This is a genomic window from Sulfitobacter sp. D7 (assembly GCF_003611275.1).
Classification (GTDB): Bacteria; Pseudomonadota; Alphaproteobacteria; order Rhodobacterales; family Rhodobacteraceae; genus Sulfitobacter; species Sulfitobacter profundi.
On record NZ_CP020696.1, the window covers coordinates 109,947 to 126,656 of the forward strand.

The 16,710-nt window shown below is 59.3% G+C and carries 16 protein-coding genes; 6 read left to right on the top strand and 10 right to left on the bottom strand.

From position 1 onward, the window contains the following. Positions 1-7: 7 nt before the first annotated feature. On the bottom strand, positions 8-940 hold the full coding sequence (locus B5M07_RS17980; protein WP_120352524.1) for a PfkB family carbohydrate kinase: 933 nt from the start codon (positions 938-940) through the stop codon (positions 8-10). Between the two features lie 80 nt (positions 941-1,020). Here B5M07_RS17980 and B5M07_RS17985 point away from each other — a divergent pair, with 80 nt between their 5' ends. The 3 genes from B5M07_RS17985 to B5M07_RS17995 all read left to right on the top strand — a co-directional run bounded on the left by B5M07_RS17985 (position 1,021) and on the right by B5M07_RS17995 (position 4,139). Continuing rightward, positions 1,021-2,028 carry an SIS domain-containing protein gene (locus tag B5M07_RS17985; RefSeq protein WP_120352525.1) on the top strand — a complete coding sequence of 336 codons (1,008 nt, stop codon included), beginning with the start codon at positions 1,021-1,023 and terminating at the stop codon, positions 2,026-2,028. 10 nt (positions 2,029-2,038) lie between these two features. Further along, positions 2,039-2,977 (top strand): ornithine cyclodeaminase family protein, encoded by a 939-nt coding sequence (locus B5M07_RS17990; RefSeq protein ID WP_120352526.1) that lies wholly within the window; start codon positions 2,039-2,041, stop codon positions 2,975-2,977. A gap of 76 nt (positions 2,978-3,053) precedes the next feature. Further along, a complete protein-coding gene (locus tag B5M07_RS17995; RefSeq protein ID WP_120352527.1) occupies positions 3,054-4,139 on the top strand; it encodes a LacI family DNA-binding transcriptional regulator in 1,086 nt (361 codons plus the stop codon). A gap of 75 nt (positions 4,140-4,214) precedes the next feature. On the opposite strand, the gene scpB (B5M07_RS18000) is transcribed toward B5M07_RS17995, so the two are convergent. Together scpB (B5M07_RS18000) and B5M07_RS18005 are read right to left on the bottom strand one after the other, a co-directional pair. Next, entirely contained in the window at positions 4,215-4,823 is a 609-nt protein-coding gene (scpB, locus tag B5M07_RS18000; RefSeq protein ID WP_120352528.1) for an SMC-Scp complex subunit ScpB, read from the bottom strand. A 1-nt stretch (position 4,824) separates the two neighbouring features. Further along, on the bottom strand, positions 4,825-5,703 hold the full coding sequence (locus B5M07_RS18005; RefSeq protein ID WP_120352529.1) for a DUF1403 family protein: 879 nt from the start codon (positions 5,701-5,703) through the stop codon (positions 4,825-4,827). 158 nt (positions 5,704-5,861) lie between these two features. On the opposite strand from B5M07_RS18005, the gene B5M07_RS18010 reads away from it, so the two are divergent. After that, positions 5,862-6,956 (top strand): tyrosine-type recombinase/integrase, encoded by a 1,095-nt coding sequence (locus B5M07_RS18010; protein ID WP_120352530.1) that lies wholly within the window; start codon positions 5,862-5,864, stop codon positions 6,954-6,956. 103 nt (positions 6,957-7,059) lie between these two features. Here B5M07_RS18010 and B5M07_RS18015 read toward each other — a convergent pair whose 3' ends face one another. The 7 genes from B5M07_RS18015 to B5M07_RS18045 all read right to left on the bottom strand — a co-directional run bounded on the left by B5M07_RS18015 (position 7,060) and on the right by B5M07_RS18045 (position 14,103). Next, positions 7,060-7,986: a DEAD/DEAH box helicase gene (locus tag B5M07_RS18015; RefSeq protein WP_120352531.1), complete on the bottom strand. Its 927-nt coding sequence runs from the start codon at positions 7,984-7,986 to the stop codon at positions 7,060-7,062. Positions 7,987-8,027: 41 nt separating this feature from the next. After that, on the bottom strand, positions 8,028-8,720 hold the full coding sequence (locus tag B5M07_RS18020) for an IS6 family transposase (RefSeq protein WP_120352532.1): 693 nt from the start codon (positions 8,718-8,720) through the stop codon (positions 8,028-8,030). 78 nt (positions 8,721-8,798) lie between these two features. After that, positions 8,799-9,398: a helix-turn-helix domain-containing protein gene (locus tag B5M07_RS18025; RefSeq protein WP_120352533.1), complete on the bottom strand. Its 600-nt coding sequence runs from the start codon at positions 9,396-9,398 to the stop codon at positions 8,799-8,801. Between the two features lie 244 nt (positions 9,399-9,642). Continuing rightward, complete coding sequence (locus B5M07_RS18030; RefSeq protein WP_120352534.1) at positions 9,643-11,118, bottom strand: argonaute/piwi family protein; 1,476 nt, start codon at positions 11,116-11,118, stop codon at positions 9,643-9,645. Continuing rightward, positions 11,115-12,440, bottom strand: a complete 1,326-nt coding sequence (locus B5M07_RS18035) for a DUF4365 domain-containing protein (RefSeq protein ID WP_120352535.1) — start codon at positions 12,438-12,440, stop codon at positions 11,115-11,117. Before B5M07_RS18035 ends, B5M07_RS18030 begins: the two co-directional genes overlap by 4 nt. A 107-nt stretch (positions 12,441-12,547) precedes the next feature. After that, positions 12,548-13,153: an SMC-Scp complex subunit ScpB gene (scpB, locus tag B5M07_RS18040; RefSeq protein WP_120352536.1), complete on the bottom strand. Its 606-nt coding sequence runs from the start codon at positions 13,151-13,153 to the stop codon at positions 12,548-12,550. Further along, positions 13,150-14,103, bottom strand: a complete 954-nt coding sequence (locus B5M07_RS18045; RefSeq protein ID WP_120352537.1) for a DUF1403 family protein — start codon at positions 14,101-14,103, stop codon at positions 13,150-13,152. The genes scpB (B5M07_RS18040) and B5M07_RS18045 overlap by 4 nt, the downstream gene beginning before the upstream one ends. 126 nt (positions 14,104-14,229) lie before the next feature. Between B5M07_RS18045 and B5M07_RS18050 the strand changes: the two genes are divergently transcribed. Further along, on the top strand, positions 14,230-15,369 hold the full coding sequence (locus B5M07_RS18050; RefSeq protein ID WP_245875780.1) for a tyrosine-type recombinase/integrase: 1,140 nt from the start codon (positions 14,230-14,232) through the stop codon (positions 15,367-15,369). A gap of 191 nt (positions 15,370-15,560) precedes the next feature. Then, the gene (locus tag B5M07_RS18055) at positions 15,561-16,388 is read left to right on the top strand and encodes a recombinase family protein (RefSeq protein WP_120352538.1); all 828 of its coding nucleotides are present in this window, start codon (positions 15,561-15,563) and stop codon (positions 16,386-16,388) included. The last annotated feature ends 322 nt before the right edge of the window (positions 16,389-16,710 follow it).

The window sequence follows — 16,710 nt, forward strand, 5'->3', positions numbered from 1 at the left end:
TGACGGATTATGTTGCCGGGACGCTCTTGTTGGCGTTGCGCTGCATGGCCCGGGCCGCCAGTTTGGCAGCATGCGCATGGACTTGGCTGATTGGCATTGCATGGCTGTCGTCGATCTCGATCGGTGCAGGATATCCGAACCCTCCATGTTGTTCGCAGGTCTCGGCCGCTGTTTGTGCGGCGGCGTCCATAAGGGCTTGAGCCGGCTCTTCGCGCAGGAGCCCGACGAGAACACGTGCGATGAAACTGTCGCCTGCGCCCAATGTGTCGACCACTTTCGCTGCGACCGGACGGACCGAAACCTCGGTCTCAGGGCCAAACAGAACAGCGCCTTTTTCGCCCCGTGTGATCAGGCACCATATTGCCCCCAGAGCGCGGATTTGCGTTTGCAAAGACATGACGTCAGCGTCGCTCAACCCTCCGCCTGACAGGCTGGCAAGATAGCAAAAAGGGGCCACCTGGGCGATATAGTCAGGCTCCGTTTGATCCGCGAAATCGAAGGAAAGTCGGCTGTGCTCCGCAAAGGCGGGCAGATGCGGCACAACATGAGAAGAGCGACCGGTATGGACGGCATGAGCGTTTGTGATCATTTGCAGATCCTCTGGCTCAGGCGCGATAATTGAGACGCCTAGGTCGGCGGAAAGAAATTCCCGTTCGCCTGTTGGGGAATTGCGGATCATGCAATGCGCACTGCGCCCGGCCCCGGTCCGCAAGCGCGAAATATCCACATCCTCAGCGCGTAGCGCGGCGCGCATATGGTCCCCCGCGGGGTCATCACCCATCGCGCCAATAAAGGCTGCATCGGCCCCTGCGCGGCGCGCAAAGACGGCAACATTCAATGCATTGCCCCCAGGATACATCATGCCAGTGGTTTCATAGCAGTCCACGTCATTGTCGCCAAAAGCGATCAGTCGAGGAGAGGTTGCGCTTTTAATTCTCATGTGAGAACGTTCACACAATCCTGTTCGCGCTGTCAAGAGATACGCTTCCCAGGCCAAATTTTAGCTAATGGACCTTGCCAATGACCGAGACCCTTTCTCCGCACCCAGACGTCGCCAGTGCTCTCAAAGCACTTGAGGGAAGCAAGACGGACCATGTTTTCTTCGTGGCTTGCGGTGGCTCTCTATCGATCATGTATCCGGCAAAATTCATGCTGGATCAGTTGTCGCGCAGCCTACCGTCAGACGTTTACAACGCGGCTGAGTTTACCCACCGCGCGCCAAAGCGGCTCACCTCCGATTCGATCGTCATTCTATGTTCAATGACGGGCACGACCGCAGAGACCGTCGCGGCAGCCGAGTTCGCACGCAAGGCAGGCGCGATGACCATTGCATTAAGCGTTGAGCCCCAAAGCCCCTTGGGCCGAGGGAGCGACCATCTGGTATCTTTTGAGGCCCCCTATACGACTGGCGTGCCAATCGATGCGAAAAACAGCAACTATGCTCGCATCTACCAGATCGTACTTGGGCTTGCGCAGCACTATGACGGCGTGGAACATATGGGCGCCCTGATGCATAGTCTTGAGGCGCTCCAGAGCGTAATCGACAAAGCGCAAGATGTTCTGGCCCCCCGTTTTAACCAATACGCGCCGCATTTTGCGAAGCAGGAGGTGATCTACACCATGGCCAGCGGCGCAAGCTACGGGGCCGCATACTCCTACGCCAATTGCGTCTTAATGGAGATGCAGTGGATCAACAGCTATCCGATCCATGCCAATGAATTCTTCCACGGTGCTTTCGAGGTTCTCGACCAAAGCCGCTGCTATATTCTAATGAAAGGCTTAGATGACACCCGACCCTTGGAAGATCGCGCGGAAGTATTCCTGTTGCGCTTTGGCGCCCCGGAAAACATCCTTGTGCTCGATGCGGCTGAGTTCGACTTTACCGGTGTGGATGAGATGTTCCGCGGGGCACTGGCGCCATTGGTGTTCTTCGATACGCTGTGGCGTTTTGCTTACCGTCTGGCCGAGCTGCGTGACCATGAGATGATGGAAGCACGGCGCTATATGAAAAAGCTCAATGACTATTGAGGAGAACCCGATGCGCTTTGCTGATGCCGAAACGGTTCACCGTTATCTGGACTACCCCTATTTGATGGATGCCTTGCAAGCGGCCCATAGAGATGCACCGCCCACAGCAGAACATATGGTCAGCAACGAACCGGGCGGAGGAGAAAATCTCTTTGTAACGCTGGTGGGTTGGAAACGCGCCAAAGGCATCGCGGTCAAAATGGTCGGGGTGTTTCCGGAAAACCTGTCTCTTGAGCCGCCGCAAGCCTCTGTTCAAGGGCTCGTGGCATTGTTTGACCCTGGTACAGGGGCCCCGCAACTGGTCGCTGATGGAGAGGCGATGACCTTTCGCAAAACGGCCGCCGATTCCGGCTTGGGGGCCCGGCTTTTGTCGCGCGAAGACAGTGAAACATTGCTTATGGTGGGCGCAGGCGGGCTTGCGCCTCATCTGGTGCAGGCCCATCTCGCCGCACGTCCCTCACTGCGGAAAATCCGGGTCTGGAACCGCACCCAAGAACGGGCGGAAGCGCTGATAGAACGGCTTGAAGTGCCAGGCGTGGACGTGGGTGTTGCGCGGGACTTAGACAGCGCTGTGGCACGGGCGGATATTATTTCTTGTGCGACCATGGCCCAGGAACCACTGGTAAAGGGCGAGCTTTTGAAGCCTGGCGCGCATCTTGATCTTGTGGGGGCCTATCGACCCGACATGCGGGAAGCCGATGATGCGGCTATGGCGCGAGGCACTGTCTTTGTGGATTGCCGCGAGGGGATGAAAGGAAATGGTGAGCTTTCCCGGCCTGTCGACCGAGGTGTGATCACCTGGGGAGATGTCAAAGCTGATTTTTACGAACTGGCCCAAGGTGACCGCCCCGGCAGGCAAACAGAAGAAGAGATCACGGTGTTCAAGAACGTCGGAGGGGGACATCTTGATCTGTTTGCTGCAATCGCTTTGAAGCACCGCCTGGCATGAGAGACGCAGAATTGACCTGTGTATGCTCCCGTCAACTTCGTCTAGCTTAAGGGGAGCGGTTGCGAGCAAGGATTATATGAAGACCCAGAAAATCACCATAGTCGAGGTCGCGAAAGGGGCGGGTGTCAGCACTGCAACAGCCAGTCGCGTCCTTGGCCAGTATGGTTATGTGGGGGAAAAAACCAAAGAACGAGTGCTCGCTGTTGCGGCGAAACTTGGCTACCAGCCAAATAAAATCGCCCGTGGTCTGATCACAGGTCAGACACGGACTATAGGGGTTATCGCCGGCGACATTTCCAGCCCCTTCTACGCTGCTGTCCTGCGCGGAATTTCGGATGTCGTGGAGGGCCATGGTCTTGGCATGCTGATCACCAACAGCGACGAAACGCTGGATCGCGAAGTTGCTGCCACCAAGTTGCTGCGAGAAAATCAGGTGGATGGGTTAATCGTATCGCCCTGCGACGTTACCGACTCCCCGCATCTGCGCGCGGCGGTGAAGGCCGGAATGCCAATGGCTCTGATCGACCGAAAGGTGAAGGGGCTGCGCGTCGACACAGTGGCCGTGGAAAACATCAAAAGTTCGCGCGACGCTGTCAGGCGTCTCTTGCTGGCGGGCCATCGCCGGGTGGGCATTATCGCGGAGCTGGCGGCGGATGAAAGTCGGCTGAGGGGGTTTTTAGCATCTGCTAAAGACCAGCCTCCCGAGGGGCTGCAACTGCTCTCTACGAGCTGGCAGCGTCTTGCAGGATATTTGGAGGCACATCGCGCCTTCGGGTTGGAGGTTGACCCTAACTTAATTCTAGCCGCGGAAGGGCATTCTGCGCTCGCCGCACAAAAGGCGGCCTTGGCCGCGCTGAATGAAAACGCACGGCCGACGGCATTGTTTTGTGCGGATGGCTTGATGTCAGTGGGGACTATGTCTGCGATTTCCGCCAAGGGGCTAGAAATACCGCGTGACCTATCGCTTGTCTGTTTTGATGATCTTGACTGGATGACGTTTGTAGGCCCAGGGATTGATGCAATTGCCCAGCCACGACGTAAATTAGGGCGCGCCGCTGCTCGTTTTTTGCTGGCGCGAATTGGTGAGGCAGAAGGTGCGCCGCGCGACATGCGGCTTTCGCCCCGGATGGTGGCGCGGGGATCATTGAGGTCAATTCTCTAGCGGCGATCCGAGCTCTCAAGGAGAGTGCCATCTGCTTCTGGAGGGCCGTAAATGGCGTAATCAGCCTAGCGACCCCTAACCATAACCGCGCCACACCTCAGTGCCCCCTACATCCTGTAGCTGTTCCCTGTCCGGAAGATCCCTCAAGCTCTCAAGGTCAAACGCGACCAAAAACTGTTCTGTCGTCACAAATGAATATGGCGCCCCCCGCTGCGGGCTCCGCGGGCCCGTTCCAATCAAATCACGCCCACGCAGCCGCCCGATCAAATCGCGGCTGATCTCTTTGCCGAAAATATCCTTCAGCCCGTCACGAGTGATCGGTTGGTGGTAAGCGATCGCCGCCAGCACAACGAGGTCGAGTTCATTTAAGTCCAACAGTTGTTCGCCGAGATCCGCCGCCGCGCGGATCGCGGGGGCATAGGCAGAGCGCGTGCGCATCATCCAGCCCCCCGCCACCTTAGCGACTTCAAATGCGCGCCCCTCCAGCTCGGCGGCCAGGTCCTCGATGAGCAGATCGACCGACGCGTCTTTCCCCACAACCCGCGCCAGATCCGCGCGCGGAACAGGGGTGGCGGAGGCAAAGAGCACCGCTTCGATCCGTCGCATCCATTCTCGCCAGCGCAGCTCTGGCGGAAGGTTGGCCAGCTCGCGGTCCAGCTCCGGTTCAGAACACTGTTTAATCATATTATACCCCGTAGAGCCGGAACGTGTCCCGGCCGGTGAGTTCGCGTACCGCCCCCAGATCCACAAGCCGATCGCAAAGCCGCCGGGCCGCGCGCGGTGGCAAAGGCAGCGCTGCTGCTGCGACGGCATCGCGGGTCAGAAACATTTCGACGGCTTCCCCTGCCCCTTTGGCGCGCAGCTTCGGCGCAACCGCTTTCACATGTTTTGCCCGCCGCGTAAGAGCAACAGCAAGGCGTGCCGTCTCGACCACCGAAGCCACGACGGCGCGATGACAGGCGCGGCGCAGCTCATCTCCGCGTTTGCGCAGGTCCGCGCGCTTCAACCCAGCTGCCAAGAGAGGCGTTACATGGTCCAAACCAAGCGCCTGCGCCAATGCGGCATCTGCGAGGATAAGTGCCGCCCCCTCTTGCCGCGTTGCCATCATGGCCTCCAGCACCGTCGCAGCCCGACAAACCGGTGCCCCCTGCCCCGCGTCGAGATAGCCAGCGATCCGGCCTGCCTCGACAGTTGGCAGCGCCCGGCCCAGAGACCTGACCGAGACCACCCGCGCCACAGCGCGCTGCCAAGACAGGTACACCTCTCCCCCCGGCCCGGGCAGATCCCCGGGGCGCAAGAAATGAACCGCATCGCGTAGCGCCCCTGCCCGCTCTGGCCGGCCTGAAAACCTGACGCAAGCTTCCGCCGCGCGCAGGGCCAGGCGCGCACGTATCAACGCCACAGGCACGTCGTCGCGCGTCATAAAAAGATAGAGGTGGTTCAGGGCCGCGCCGGACAGAAAAGCCGCATCTTCAAGGGTTTCAGAACGCGTGGAGGTGACCCACCCGGGCAACCGAGGTAGCGCATCAAGGTCCCTGATGTGAACCGGTTGTGTAAAATTCATACGGAAAGCATACAACTGTGCGGCGCTTTAGGCTATTTATTAAAGAAAAAACCGCCCCAGCTTGCCGCCATGCATTATGTCCAATAAGTTTACATTATCGGACTTGGTGGAATATGCTGCTACACAGTCTCAAAATCAGCGAATTTTAAGGGGAAAGAATGGACACAGAGATCGAGAAATCGACGTCAACGCCCTCTGACAAACTTGATGCTTGCGTCGGCGAGGGCGATCAAGAGAAAAGTGATAGCATCACCTTGCCCTCGCATGTGGCTGGTTCAGGCACCGTCGATCAGCTGGTAGAAACCGCACGCAGCTATGCAAAGCAGGCGGCCTCTGAGAATACCCTGAAGGCCTATGCGAAAGACTGGGCGCACTTTACCCGCTGGTGCAGACTGAAGGGAACGGACCCTTTGCCGCCTTCACCCGAGATGATCGGGCTCTACCTCGCCAACCTGGCGGCACCCACGGGAAAGGCCCCTGCCCTCTCAGTCTCGACAATCGATCGCCGTCTTTCTGGCCTTGGCTGGAACTACACTCAGCGCGGCTTCACCCTTGATCGTAAGAACCGCCACATCGCCTCCGTGCTTGCCGGGATCAAGCGCAGGCACGCGCGACCGCCGGTTCGGAAAGAAGCAATCATGGCCGACGATATACTCGCTATGGTGGGCAGCCTTCCCTTCGATCTGCGTGGGTTGCGGGACCGCGCGATCCTGCTGTTGGGATACGCGGGGGGTCTGCGCCGATCCGAAATCGTCAGCCTCGACGTGCACAAGGACGACACGCCGGATTCTGGTGGCTGGATTAAGATCTTCGACAAAGGCGCCCTGCTCACGCTCAACGCGAAGACCGGCTGGCGCGAGGTCGAGATTGGCCGCGGCTCCAGCGATCAAACCTGCCCGGTCCAGGCGCTGGAACAATGGCTGCACTTTGCAAAGATCGACTTCGGCCCTGTCTTCGTCGGCACCTCGCGGGATGGCAAGTGCGCATCTGAAACACGCCTGAACGACAAACATGTCGCACGACTGATCAAGCGCACGGTCCTCGACGCCGGCATCCGATCCGAACTGTCCGAAAAAGAGCGCCTGGCGCTGTTTTCCGGCCATTCCTTGCGCGCCGGTCTCGCGAGCTCTGCCGAAGTCGATGAGCGCTACGTCCAAAAGCATCTTGGTCACGCCTCAGCCGAAATGACCCGCCGCTATCAGCGTCGCCGCGACCGGTTCCGCGTAAACCTGACCAAGGCTGCGGGGCTGTAATCTTCGGACCTTCGGCGCGTTTGCCAGAAATGGTCGGTAACATCTCAAGCCGGAAGAGCCGCGTTCGCATGCTTTGGCGCAACGTCTAGGCGGCGAGCCCCTGTCACACCCCGAGCGGCGCAAACAGATCTTCCAGTATCGCCTCGTCCAGCAACGGGCCAGCCTGTCCCCCATCCTTGTCGAACAAGGCGTCGACCAGCGCCTGTTTGCGCGACTGCATGTCAAGTATCTTTTCCTCTACTGTGCCTGCGGCGACCAGACGATGCACGAATACCGGTTTGTCCTGACCTATGCGATGGGTGCGGTCCATGGCCTGACGCTCCACAGCTGGGTTCCACCATGGGTCATAAAGGATCACCGTATCCGCCTCGGTCAAGGTCAGCCCAAGACCACCGGCTTTCAGGCTAAGCAGGAAAACCGGCGCAGTGCCTTTCGCGAAGCTTTCCAGTACATCGGCACGCTTTTGCGTCTGGCCCGTCAACGTCAGATGGGGGATGCCGGCGGCGGCCAGATCCGCTTCGATCAGACGCAGCATTTCAACGAATTGCGAAAACACCAGAACGCGGCGACCCTCGGCCACAAGCTCGGCCAGCAATTCACGCAATCGCGAGCGTTTGGCGCTGTTCGCCACCGCGCGCGCCGCGTCAGTCTTGACCAGCGCCGGGTCGCAGCACACCTGCCGCAGCTTGAGCAGCGCATCGAGCACGGTAATCTGCGCTGCGGCCAGACCACGGGCGCTGATCGCCTCGCGCACCCGGGCATCCATGGTGCTGCGTACGGCTTCATAAAGCGCTTGCTGCGGCTTTGGCAGCTCCACCCGTTCCAGGATTTCGGTCTTAGGAGGAAGTTCGGTTGCGACCTGCTCCTTGGTGCGACGCAGCATGAAGGGGCGCAGCCGACGGTTGAGACGCGATTGTGCGACCGCGTCACCATGCTTTTCGATCGGGGTGCGAAACAGTTTCTGAAACTCTTTTCTATACCCCAGAAGACCCGGATTCACCCAGTCGATCAGTGTCCAAGGCGTTGTCAACTTAACTCGCTGGCGCCGAGGAAATGGCCTGTTTTAGAGCGTCAGATGCTCGCGGCGCCCTTCCAAGCGTCGAAGGCTTCGATTCGATGATAGCGTGTTGCGTTTGCGGAACGGCGGCTGGCGGGAACTGAGAAACGGTTTCGGACGGCAGTGTGGCAGGCTACAAACCGTTGCAACCCGCCCGGAGAGCGAAATCCTTGCATGCAACGCTCTCGTTTTCGAAACGGTAGATGGCTGTTTTCCGCCCTGTTGTTCAAGCCCTTGTGGGAACGATGTTCGAGACCGGATGCGACTTCACGTTTGGCCGCTCCGTAGGATCGCAGCTTGTCTGTGACGATCCGTTTGGGCAAGCCAAACCGCTTGATCAGCGCCTTCAAAAGACGCTTTGCGGCACGCTTGTCGCGTCTGGATTGCAGGATTTCCTCCAGAACAAGCCCGTTCTGATCGACCGCGCGCCAGAGCCAGAACTTCCGCCCCGATATCGTTACCACAACCTCATCGAGATGCCAGATATCGCCGGGACGGGCCTGGCGTCGACGCAAATTCCGGGCAATTTGAGGGGCAAATTTCGCCGCCCAACGCCGGATCGTCTCATAGGAAACGTCGACGCCACGGTTCAGGAGCATTTCCTCGACCTCGCGTAGGGAGAGGTTGAAACGCACATAAAGCCAAACCGCGTGCGTGATGATCTCTGGCGGAAAACGGTGGCGCTTGTAGCTGACAGTCGTACTCATGCGTAGCAACTACGAAAAATATCCAACGCTGCCAACGGACCCGTGTTAACGTGACAATTCCCTTCAAGGACACTGACATCAGCCACGGTCGTCGCCGTCCAGACGATAGGCCGGACGCGGCAAGGATGGTGCAGATACACCCGCGCCATGGGCGAGTGCGTTGCGCAACATGCGCAACCGGCTCTGCGCCTGCTCGACCGCTTCCAAGTTGCGCGGATCACTCAGGAACTCCTGGATGGCAGCAGAGGCTTCTTGCAACTGAACAAGATCATCGGCTGAAAGCTTGAAGTGCATCAATTCGCGCGCCCGGCGCTGCAACTCCTGAACGACAATCTCAGAGAGCGTTTCACTGGGAAGCGCTGCTATCTGGTCATCAATGCGCTGCAATAGGTTCGTCGCCTTACGCGCGCTCTGAACGTCACGGTGACCATCATCATCACCGCGAATGATCGCCCGAACGGCAGGCAGCTTCTTGCGCGGGACCAGAGTCAATTCCAGATCAAGTACACGTGCAAGCTCGACCAGGCTGGACAGACGCAGATCGACCGCCCCGTTCTCGATCTTGGAGATGTGGCTCTGTGGAACCCCAGCCTTCGCACTGAGCGCGCGCTGAGAGAGCCCCTTGCGTTCCCGTGCGGCTTTGAGCGACTCTGCTATGTGCTCTGTTGCGTAACCCATGATCTATCTTGCTGCTTCGTTTTCCACCCATGATATGCACAAACATATCACTCGCTGAAGCAGACTTCAAGATTGATGTAGATTTCTATATCAAGAGAAGCGTGTGATATGCTTTTATACATCAAACGCCAGAGAAATCACTTGCCGAAAAAAGATCCGCTGGAAACTCGGGAGCTTCGAGGATCGAAAATCAGATGCTCTTAACAGCAGCCATGGAGCCGACGGCGTGCTCCGTGTGCAGCTTCTAAATGTACTTCCGATAGTCACTGCTGACCGTTTGCCCCGAGGGAACGTATTTCAACACGTCACCAACCTTACGGGCTGCTCGGATCGGAATCGGCAAGCGTTGGTTCATCTGGGTCGAGTTCCAGTTCACCTTCGTGAGGCTGAAAACTTCCTTCGCAATCTGTTCGATCGTGCTCTCGCTTTGCGGGTGCGGACAGAGCAACAGGGGGTTCGGGACATAGAGGCCAGGATAGGTCCCATAGTAGGGAATGCTGCCGTTGGTATAGAGCAGCCCATTGCCGTCCAGTTCAACGAAGGTGCCGCGGAGGACAGGGAAGTCGCCGTCGCGCAGCACCTTGACTGAATAGCTCTCATGAATCCAAACGAGATCGCGCAGTTCCACACCTACCTCGTCGAGCGCCTTGCCAACACCCTCGGCCTCGTCCTCGCGAAAGCGCGACGTCTTCATGACGATCACGCGTGCCGGCATCGTTCTATGGACCGACTTGTAGGCGGCCAAGGCGCTCTCGGTGAGCTTGTGAGCCTCATCGATAGTGAGGAACGGGTGGCGACCCCGCGACTCTGACTGCGCAGGACCGCCTCTAAGAATGAACCCCCTGCCCCGCTCGTCGAACATTTGCGCAGCACTGGTCCATATCTCGTCGGTTTCGGCATCCTTGAAGAAGCTGATGCCAATGTAACAGGCGGTGAACTCGCCTTCTTCCGGCAATCTGCGCCAGGGCACCTTGCCGCTGCCCTTGTAGTAGAGCGTTGTCATAAGGTTCCATGCGAGATCAGCCCGATCTTGGGTTTGGCGGTCAGAGTTCACCTTGATCTTGCGAGGGATCTTGGCATCGGGGTTGATGACATCCTCCCAGACAATCTGAATTGAGAATCTGAGATTCATCGCTCTGGCCTTGAGCAAGCCGCGGAAGTTCGGAGAGGTTTCCTTACCAGCTTTCGCCTCGGCCGCTTCGTCCTCTACGACCTCGTCATCGCGCGCCTGCTCGTTCCTCCAGACCCGTTCGATCAGCTTGACAGGGAGCGAAACCATGACCACGTCCGGCCGTTCATGATGCGCCTCCAGCTTTTCCAATTGCTCCATAACTGCATCGACGGCCATCTCCACAGCACGCGCATCGCTCGGTTCCTTGGCAATCTTCTCGAGCTGACCTTTCGTCAGCACTCCATCTTCGGCAGCCACCATTTCAAACCGGCACCGATAGGGGTTCTGGTTTCTCAACCCAGGGAAGTCCGGGTGCAGGTTCGGGTGCTTTTCGGTCTTACCCTCGAACCCATCTTCGATCGCATTCAGGAACTCGCCTGATTTTTCGACGGTCAGAGCGCTGCCAACAACGCCAACTTTGATCGCGTCCCCCAGGTTCGTTTGCAGCGGGCCCGCCTGTAGCAACCCCAATCGCGGATCAGGATGATGGTGTTGGTCACCAAATTCCAGTTCAGGCTCCGGGAAGATTTTTGTCTTGAAGTCGCTCATAGGTCGAAGCTGCCTTGTTCATTCGAGCCGGACGGCTTCTGCGCCTTCGCGCCCCACACGTCCTCCGGCACGCTCTTTGGCAGTTCGATGGAAGGCGGGTCACCAAACTTGATAATGCGATCCGTCTTGGTGTCGGGTGCCAGCAGCTCGCCGGCATCTTCAAATTCCATACCCGACAGCAATCGATGCCACATGATCACCTGGCCTCGAACTGTGCTGTTTGTGTCGAGGCGCTTCTTCCCGGACAACAAGGCATCCGGATAGTTGAGCGCGCGTTCTCCATCCGAAGTGAAGTAGTAGGATGGGTTTACGATCAGGTACCATTGGTCCGCCAAGCGTTCGAACCGGGGAAGGAATGAATGGTGCCGTACATAGTCGATGGGCCCCTCCCCCTTCGACTTCTGATAAACGCTGACGACGTCGGCCTGTGTCTTCTGCTTTGCACCAAGATAGCGAAACCTGCGCGCCACGACTCCAGGTGTTGGCAAGAAGTAGAACTGTTTTTTCTTTCGGTCCCATCCAAGCAAATCCCGAAAGTCATGGCCCAGAGTATGTCGCAACAGACCCGCAAATTTATATTGCTGATCCACTGCGTCGTGTTGTGCCAGAAAATCGGTTTCGATCCGTTCGACCTGATCCCGTTCGACCAGGTCGCGAACGGGTGTGGTTAGTGGGTCGCAGAATGTCCAAAGCGAGGTTTCATCGATCATCCAATCGTACCGCTGGCCTTCCCGGACCTTGTTCATCCGGGCGAGCGCCTTCTGGGTGGAGAGCTGAGTCTGTGCGACGAAGATTTCCTCAGGAAGCTGCAATGGCACCATGTTGATGATCGCTTCCTCCCCTCCCCCAAGTGGAGGGACGTAGTAACCGTGTCCTTGCTTGGCGACGGTCAGGGCGGCGAGGCGATCTTTCGCACGTCCGTCCAAGACGTCGCGCTCCTTGTCGAACTGCAATGTGCGTTCGGCCTCACCAACGAGGTTTTCGAGCGACTTCCAGAAGAACGTGTCATCCGATTGCCTGTAGAGAACGAGAATTACGGGGAGGTTGGAGCCGCGCCAGTACTCAAAATCCGAAGCGCGGACACGATAGGTGAACCCGGCATCTGTCTCTCCGGCATAGCTGCCGCTCTCAGTAGCCTTAACCTGCACGGCAATCATCTTCGCTGTCGGTTGATCATCGTCCATCACCTCAGCGATGCCGTCGATACCTGCTTCCAGCCGTGAACGCCCATCGAATTGGAACCCAATTCGCAAGAATTGAAGATTTGCCGCCTTCTCCCCGATTTCGCCAATCCGCTGACTGGCAGTAATCTTCTTGTTCACGCCTATGACCCATACCTTCCATATGACAGAGATAGCACTTCAATCAGCGTTTCGTAAGCCGCAGACTACAACATGTAGGACATGGCAATTAGCTTGAGCGAAGCCGGTTAGTCCGGGTGTTGAACCAGCTCCAGCTCCGGCAGGTCACGCAAGCTTTCCAGATCGAAGGTCACCAGGAACGTCTGCGTCGTCACGAAGGTATGCGGCGCCCCCGGCCGCGGCGACCTTGGCCCGCTCGCGATCAGGTCCTTGTAGCGCAGCCGGGCCAGCAGGTCGCGGCTGATCTCCTTGCCAAAGATATCCGCCAGACCGGCCCGGTCGATCGGCTGGTGATAGGCGATGGCGCAGAGCACCCCCATCTCCATCTCGGTGAAGGCAAGCGACTGGTCCGCAAGGTCGGCGGCAACCTTGATAGCCTCGGCAAACCGGGTCCGCGTCCGGAACATCCAGCCGCCCGCCACCTGGGCCAGCTCATAGGGGCGGCCGGTTAGCTCGGCCCGAATGTCCTCGATCAGCATCTCGACCGAGGCCCCCTGCCCCACCACACGCGCCAGATCCTCACGGCCGACCGGCGCGGCGCTGGCGAACAGCACCGCCTCGATCCGCCCCATCCATTCGCGCCAGCGCAGCTCCTGCGGCAGATCATCGAGCTCCCGGTCAAAGACGGCGTCGCCCTCCTCTGCCAGTTTCCGCTTCCGGGTCGGGGTCGTCATGACCCGATCCCGTACAGCCGGAAACTCGCCCGCCCGGTCAGTTCCCGCGCCACGCCCAATTCGACCAGCCGGTCGCACAACCGGCGCGCGGCGCGGTCGGTCATGGGGATCGACGTCCCCCGGATGCGCGGCGATAGCATCGACGCCGGGGCGACCGCATCTTCGGTCAGGAACAGCTCGACGGCCGCGCTTGATCCCTTTGCCCGCAGCTTCGGCGCCACGGCGCGAAGCGCTTCCGCACGGCGGGCGAGGTCCCGCGCCAGCCGGATCGTCTCCTCGACGGTCTCAAGAATCCGCACCTGAACCGCCAGCCCGGCCCCCTGTTTACCCGCCGCCAGATCGCGCAGCACGCTCTTGGTGAGACGCTGCGCGGAAACCGGTAGAACCATCGTCCAGTTCAGCGCCCGCGCCAGGACAACATCCGAGAGCAGGCAGGCGACCCGTTCCGCCCGATCATCAGCGCCCAGTACGGCGCGAAGGACAGCCTCGCAGCCCGCCAGCGGCCCATGGGTCCGGGCCCGGTCTTGCCCCGCGCCCAACCACCCGGCCGCATCCGCCGCAATGTCTGGACCGATCAGGGCTGCGATCTCGCCGGGTGTGTTCAGCCGAAGCCGCACCGCGTCACGCCAGAAGGCCAGAAGATCGCCGTCCGGCCCCCGCGCCTCACCCGGCGGTGTCAGATGGTAGGCATCGCGAATATCGCCCTCCCGTGCCAGCCGCCCTTCCAGTTTCGAGGTCGCGGTTGCCGCGCTCAGCGCCAGCCGGTTGGCGAACAGTTTCACGGGCACGCCATGCCGCTCATTGTTGATCAGTTGGTCGAGCAGCGTCAGCGCCGAACCCGACCGAAAGGCCACAGTTTCAACGGTTTCTGCACGTCCAGAGGTGACCCAGGCGGGAAGCTGCGGTAGGGTGCTCAGGTCGTCAGAGATGGTGGCGGGCGGATATGTCATGCCACAACCCTAATCTCCCACGGCGCTTTCGTCCATAATATGATGCATAAACCGCCCCACCCTGCCGGTCTTCTCTATGTCCAATAACCTTGCGTTATCGGACGTAAAAATGATATGCTCAAAAACATGGGTAGTCTCACAAATAGCAGCACCAAAATCGAGGGTTCGGGCGGGTCAGAGTCCGAGATTTCGAGCTCAGCGTCCTATGACTCGTTGAACGGTGACGAACACGACGAGAGAACCTCTCGGGACCGAGCCTCAATCGCCCTGCCCGCCAATGTGGCCAGTTCCGGCGCGCTCGACCGGCTGATCGATACCGCCCGGGACTACGCTGAGGCCTCGACGGCTGGGAACACGAACAAGGCCTACGCGGCCGACTGGAAACACTTCACCCGCTGGTGCCGACTGAAAGGCACGGAACCTCTGCCCCCCTCGCCCGAGATGGTCGGGCTTTATCTGGCTGATCTGGCTGCACCGGGTGGGAAGGCCCCTGCCCTCTCGGTTTCCACGATTGAGCGTCGTCTTTCGGGGCTTGCCTGGAACTACAGGCAGCGCGGGTTCACTCTTGATCGCAAGAACCGCCACATCGCCACGGTTTTGGCCGGGATCAAACGCAAGCATGCGCGCCCGCCGGTCCAGAAGGAAGCGATCCTGCCTGAGGACATCCAGGCAATGGTGGCCGCCCTGCCCTACGATCTCCGCGGGCTCCGAGACCGGGCGATCTTGCTTCTGGGCTATGCAGGTGGCCTGCGCCGTTCGGAGGTGGTCTGCCTCGATGTGCACAAGGACGATACACCGGACTCCGGCGGCTGGGTCGAGGTCTTCGATGGCGGCGCCCTGCTTACCCTCAATGCCAAGACCGGCTGGCGCGAGGTCGAGGTCGGGCGTGGCTCAAGCGACCAGACCTGTCCCGTCCACGCGCTGGAACAATGGCTACACTTTGCCAAGATCGACTTTGGCCCGGTCTTCGTGCGCACCTCACGGGACGGCAAACGTGCCCTCGTGACCCGCCTTTCCGATAAGCACGTCGCCCGGCTGATCAAGGCGACCGTTCTGAAGAGTGGCGTCAGATCTGATCTGCCAGAGGCAAAACGGCTGGCAATGTTCTCCGGCCATTCCTTACGTGCCGGGCTCGCCTCGTCGGCGGAAGTCGATGAACGCTACGTGCAGAAACAGCTCGGCCATGCGTCCGCCGAGATGACCCGGCGCTACCAGCGCAGGCGCGACAGGTTCAGGGTGAACCTGACCAAAGCCGCAGGGCTGTGAAGCTCGGGAAACTTGGCGCACTGGTGAAGCGCTAAGCTGAAATTCCAACGCTTCAGTTTCAGCTTACTGCTTCAATTGAAATCGGGAATTAAACGCGACATCTGCTGAACAGCGACACAGAGAGCAACCTTGCATCCGTTTACAATCGGTCGTTTAGTAGCGATACCTGAAATTGCAAACGGCCTGTTTTCATGCCCCTGATAGGCTACGCCCGCGTTTCCGCTGAGGATCAGACCCCCCTGCCCCAGTCTGAGGCCCTGCAAGCTACGGGATGCGTCGAGATCCATGAAGAGCACGCTTCAGGCAGCAATCGCGCGCGGCCGGTGCTTGCCCGGGTATTGGAGCGCATCAGCAAGGGCGACACGCTGGTTGTCGTTCGGATCGACCGGCTTGCGCGGTCTCTGTCGCACCTTCTCGAGGTGATCGAACGGTTGGAGGCCAAGGGGGCGTTCTTTCGTTCCATTCAGGACCCGATCGACACCGGATCCCCGCAAGGCAAGTTCACGCTGCAGGTTCTGGGCGCCGCGGCCGAGTTTGAGCGGGCGCTGATCCGCGAACGTACCAAGGCGGGGCTGGCGAGTGCCCGTACTAAGGGCCGGGTCGGCGGGAACCCGGGCCTACGCGCCCGCGATCCAGCGGCGCTACGCAAGGTGCGGCTCGCGCGGCAAGACGGCTACATGGAGCGGCTGAACGAGACGGCTCAAGACTGGGTGCCACATGTCCGACGACTTCGACCCGATATGGCCTGGGAAGATGTGCTTCGGATCATCAATGGCTCCCTGCCCTACGACCGCCACTGGACGCAAAGCCGACTTCTGCGCGCAGTGAAAGCCTATGTGCGCGACGGGTTTCTGCCCAATGAAGTGCTTGGTCGCGCTGGACGACGCGAAACCGACGACCGCCTGCCCGCGATTGTCGCTGGCATCAAGGGCGCGGACCCTGACATCACGCTCCAGGCGATCTGTGACCGGCTGGAATCCATGCGCGAACGCTCCCCGCGCGGACGCGCCAGCTGGTAGCCGTCTTCGGTGAAAATGCTGTTGGAGCGGGCGGAACGACTCGGCCTCATGCCGTACGAATCGAGCCAAGATCAGGTGTAGCTTCTGACCCGAATCCAAAAAATTTCACCGGGAGAAAACTCCGCAGGAGGCCGAAAGTGCCATTTGTTGCTTGGGGTTAGCTACTATTGTGCCAACTCAACAGAGTGGTGGCTCGATTCGGTTAGATCTGCATTTAATATATCCATTTCAATGACTTGCTGATTTTTTTGCGTGGCAACACCTATAGGTGCTGTGGATAACTTTTGCACTACATCTAGATTCTTCTTGCCGGACTCACTGG

What these genes read in the sequence shown, in the direction of transcription:
- B5M07_RS17980 (WP_120352524.1), bottom strand. Translation starts at nt 940, where the DNA reads ATGAGAATTAAAAGCGCAACCTCTCCTCGACTGATCGCTTTTGGCGAC.
- B5M07_RS18050 (WP_245875780.1), top strand. Translation starts at nt 14,230, where the DNA reads ATGGGTAGTCTCACAAATAGCAGCACCAAAATCGAGGGTTCGGGCGGG.
- B5M07_RS18030 (WP_120352534.1), bottom strand. Translation starts at nt 11,118, where the DNA reads ATGAGCGACTTCAAGACAAAAATCTTCCCGGAGCCTGAACTGGAATTT.
- B5M07_RS18005 (WP_120352529.1), bottom strand. Translation starts at nt 5,703, where the DNA reads ATGAATTTTACACAACCGGTTCACATCAGGGACCTTGATGCGCTACCT.
- B5M07_RS18010 (WP_120352530.1), top strand. Translation starts at nt 5,862, where the DNA reads ATGGACACAGAGATCGAGAAATCGACGTCAACGCCCTCTGACAAACTT.
- B5M07_RS17985 (WP_120352525.1), top strand. Translation starts at nt 1,021, where the DNA reads ATGACCGAGACCCTTTCTCCGCACCCAGACGTCGCCAGTGCTCTCAAA.
- B5M07_RS18025 (WP_120352533.1), bottom strand. Translation starts at nt 9,398, where the DNA reads ATGGGTTACGCAACAGAGCACATAGCAGAGTCGCTCAAAGCCGCACGG.
- B5M07_RS17995 (WP_120352527.1), top strand. Translation starts at nt 3,054, where the DNA reads ATGAAGACCCAGAAAATCACCATAGTCGAGGTCGCGAAAGGGGCGGGT.
- B5M07_RS18020 (WP_120352532.1), bottom strand. Translation starts at nt 8,720, where the DNA reads ATGAGTACGACTGTCAGCTACAAGCGCCACCGTTTTCCGCCAGAGATC.
- B5M07_RS18045 (WP_120352537.1), bottom strand. Translation starts at nt 14,103, where the DNA reads ATGACATATCCGCCCGCCACCATCTCTGACGACCTGAGCACCCTACCG.
- B5M07_RS18055 (WP_120352538.1), top strand. Translation starts at nt 15,561, where the DNA reads ATGCCCCTGATAGGCTACGCCCGCGTTTCCGCTGAGGATCAGACCCCC.
- B5M07_RS17990 (WP_120352526.1), top strand. Translation starts at nt 2,039, where the DNA reads ATGCGCTTTGCTGATGCCGAAACGGTTCACCGTTATCTGGACTACCCC.
- scpB (WP_120352528.1), bottom strand. Translation starts at nt 4,823, where the DNA reads ATGATTAAACAGTGTTCTGAACCGGAGCTGGACCGCGAGCTGGCCAAC.
- scpB (WP_120352536.1), bottom strand. Translation starts at nt 13,153, where the DNA reads ATGACGACCCCGACCCGGAAGCGGAAACTGGCAGAGGAGGGCGACGCC.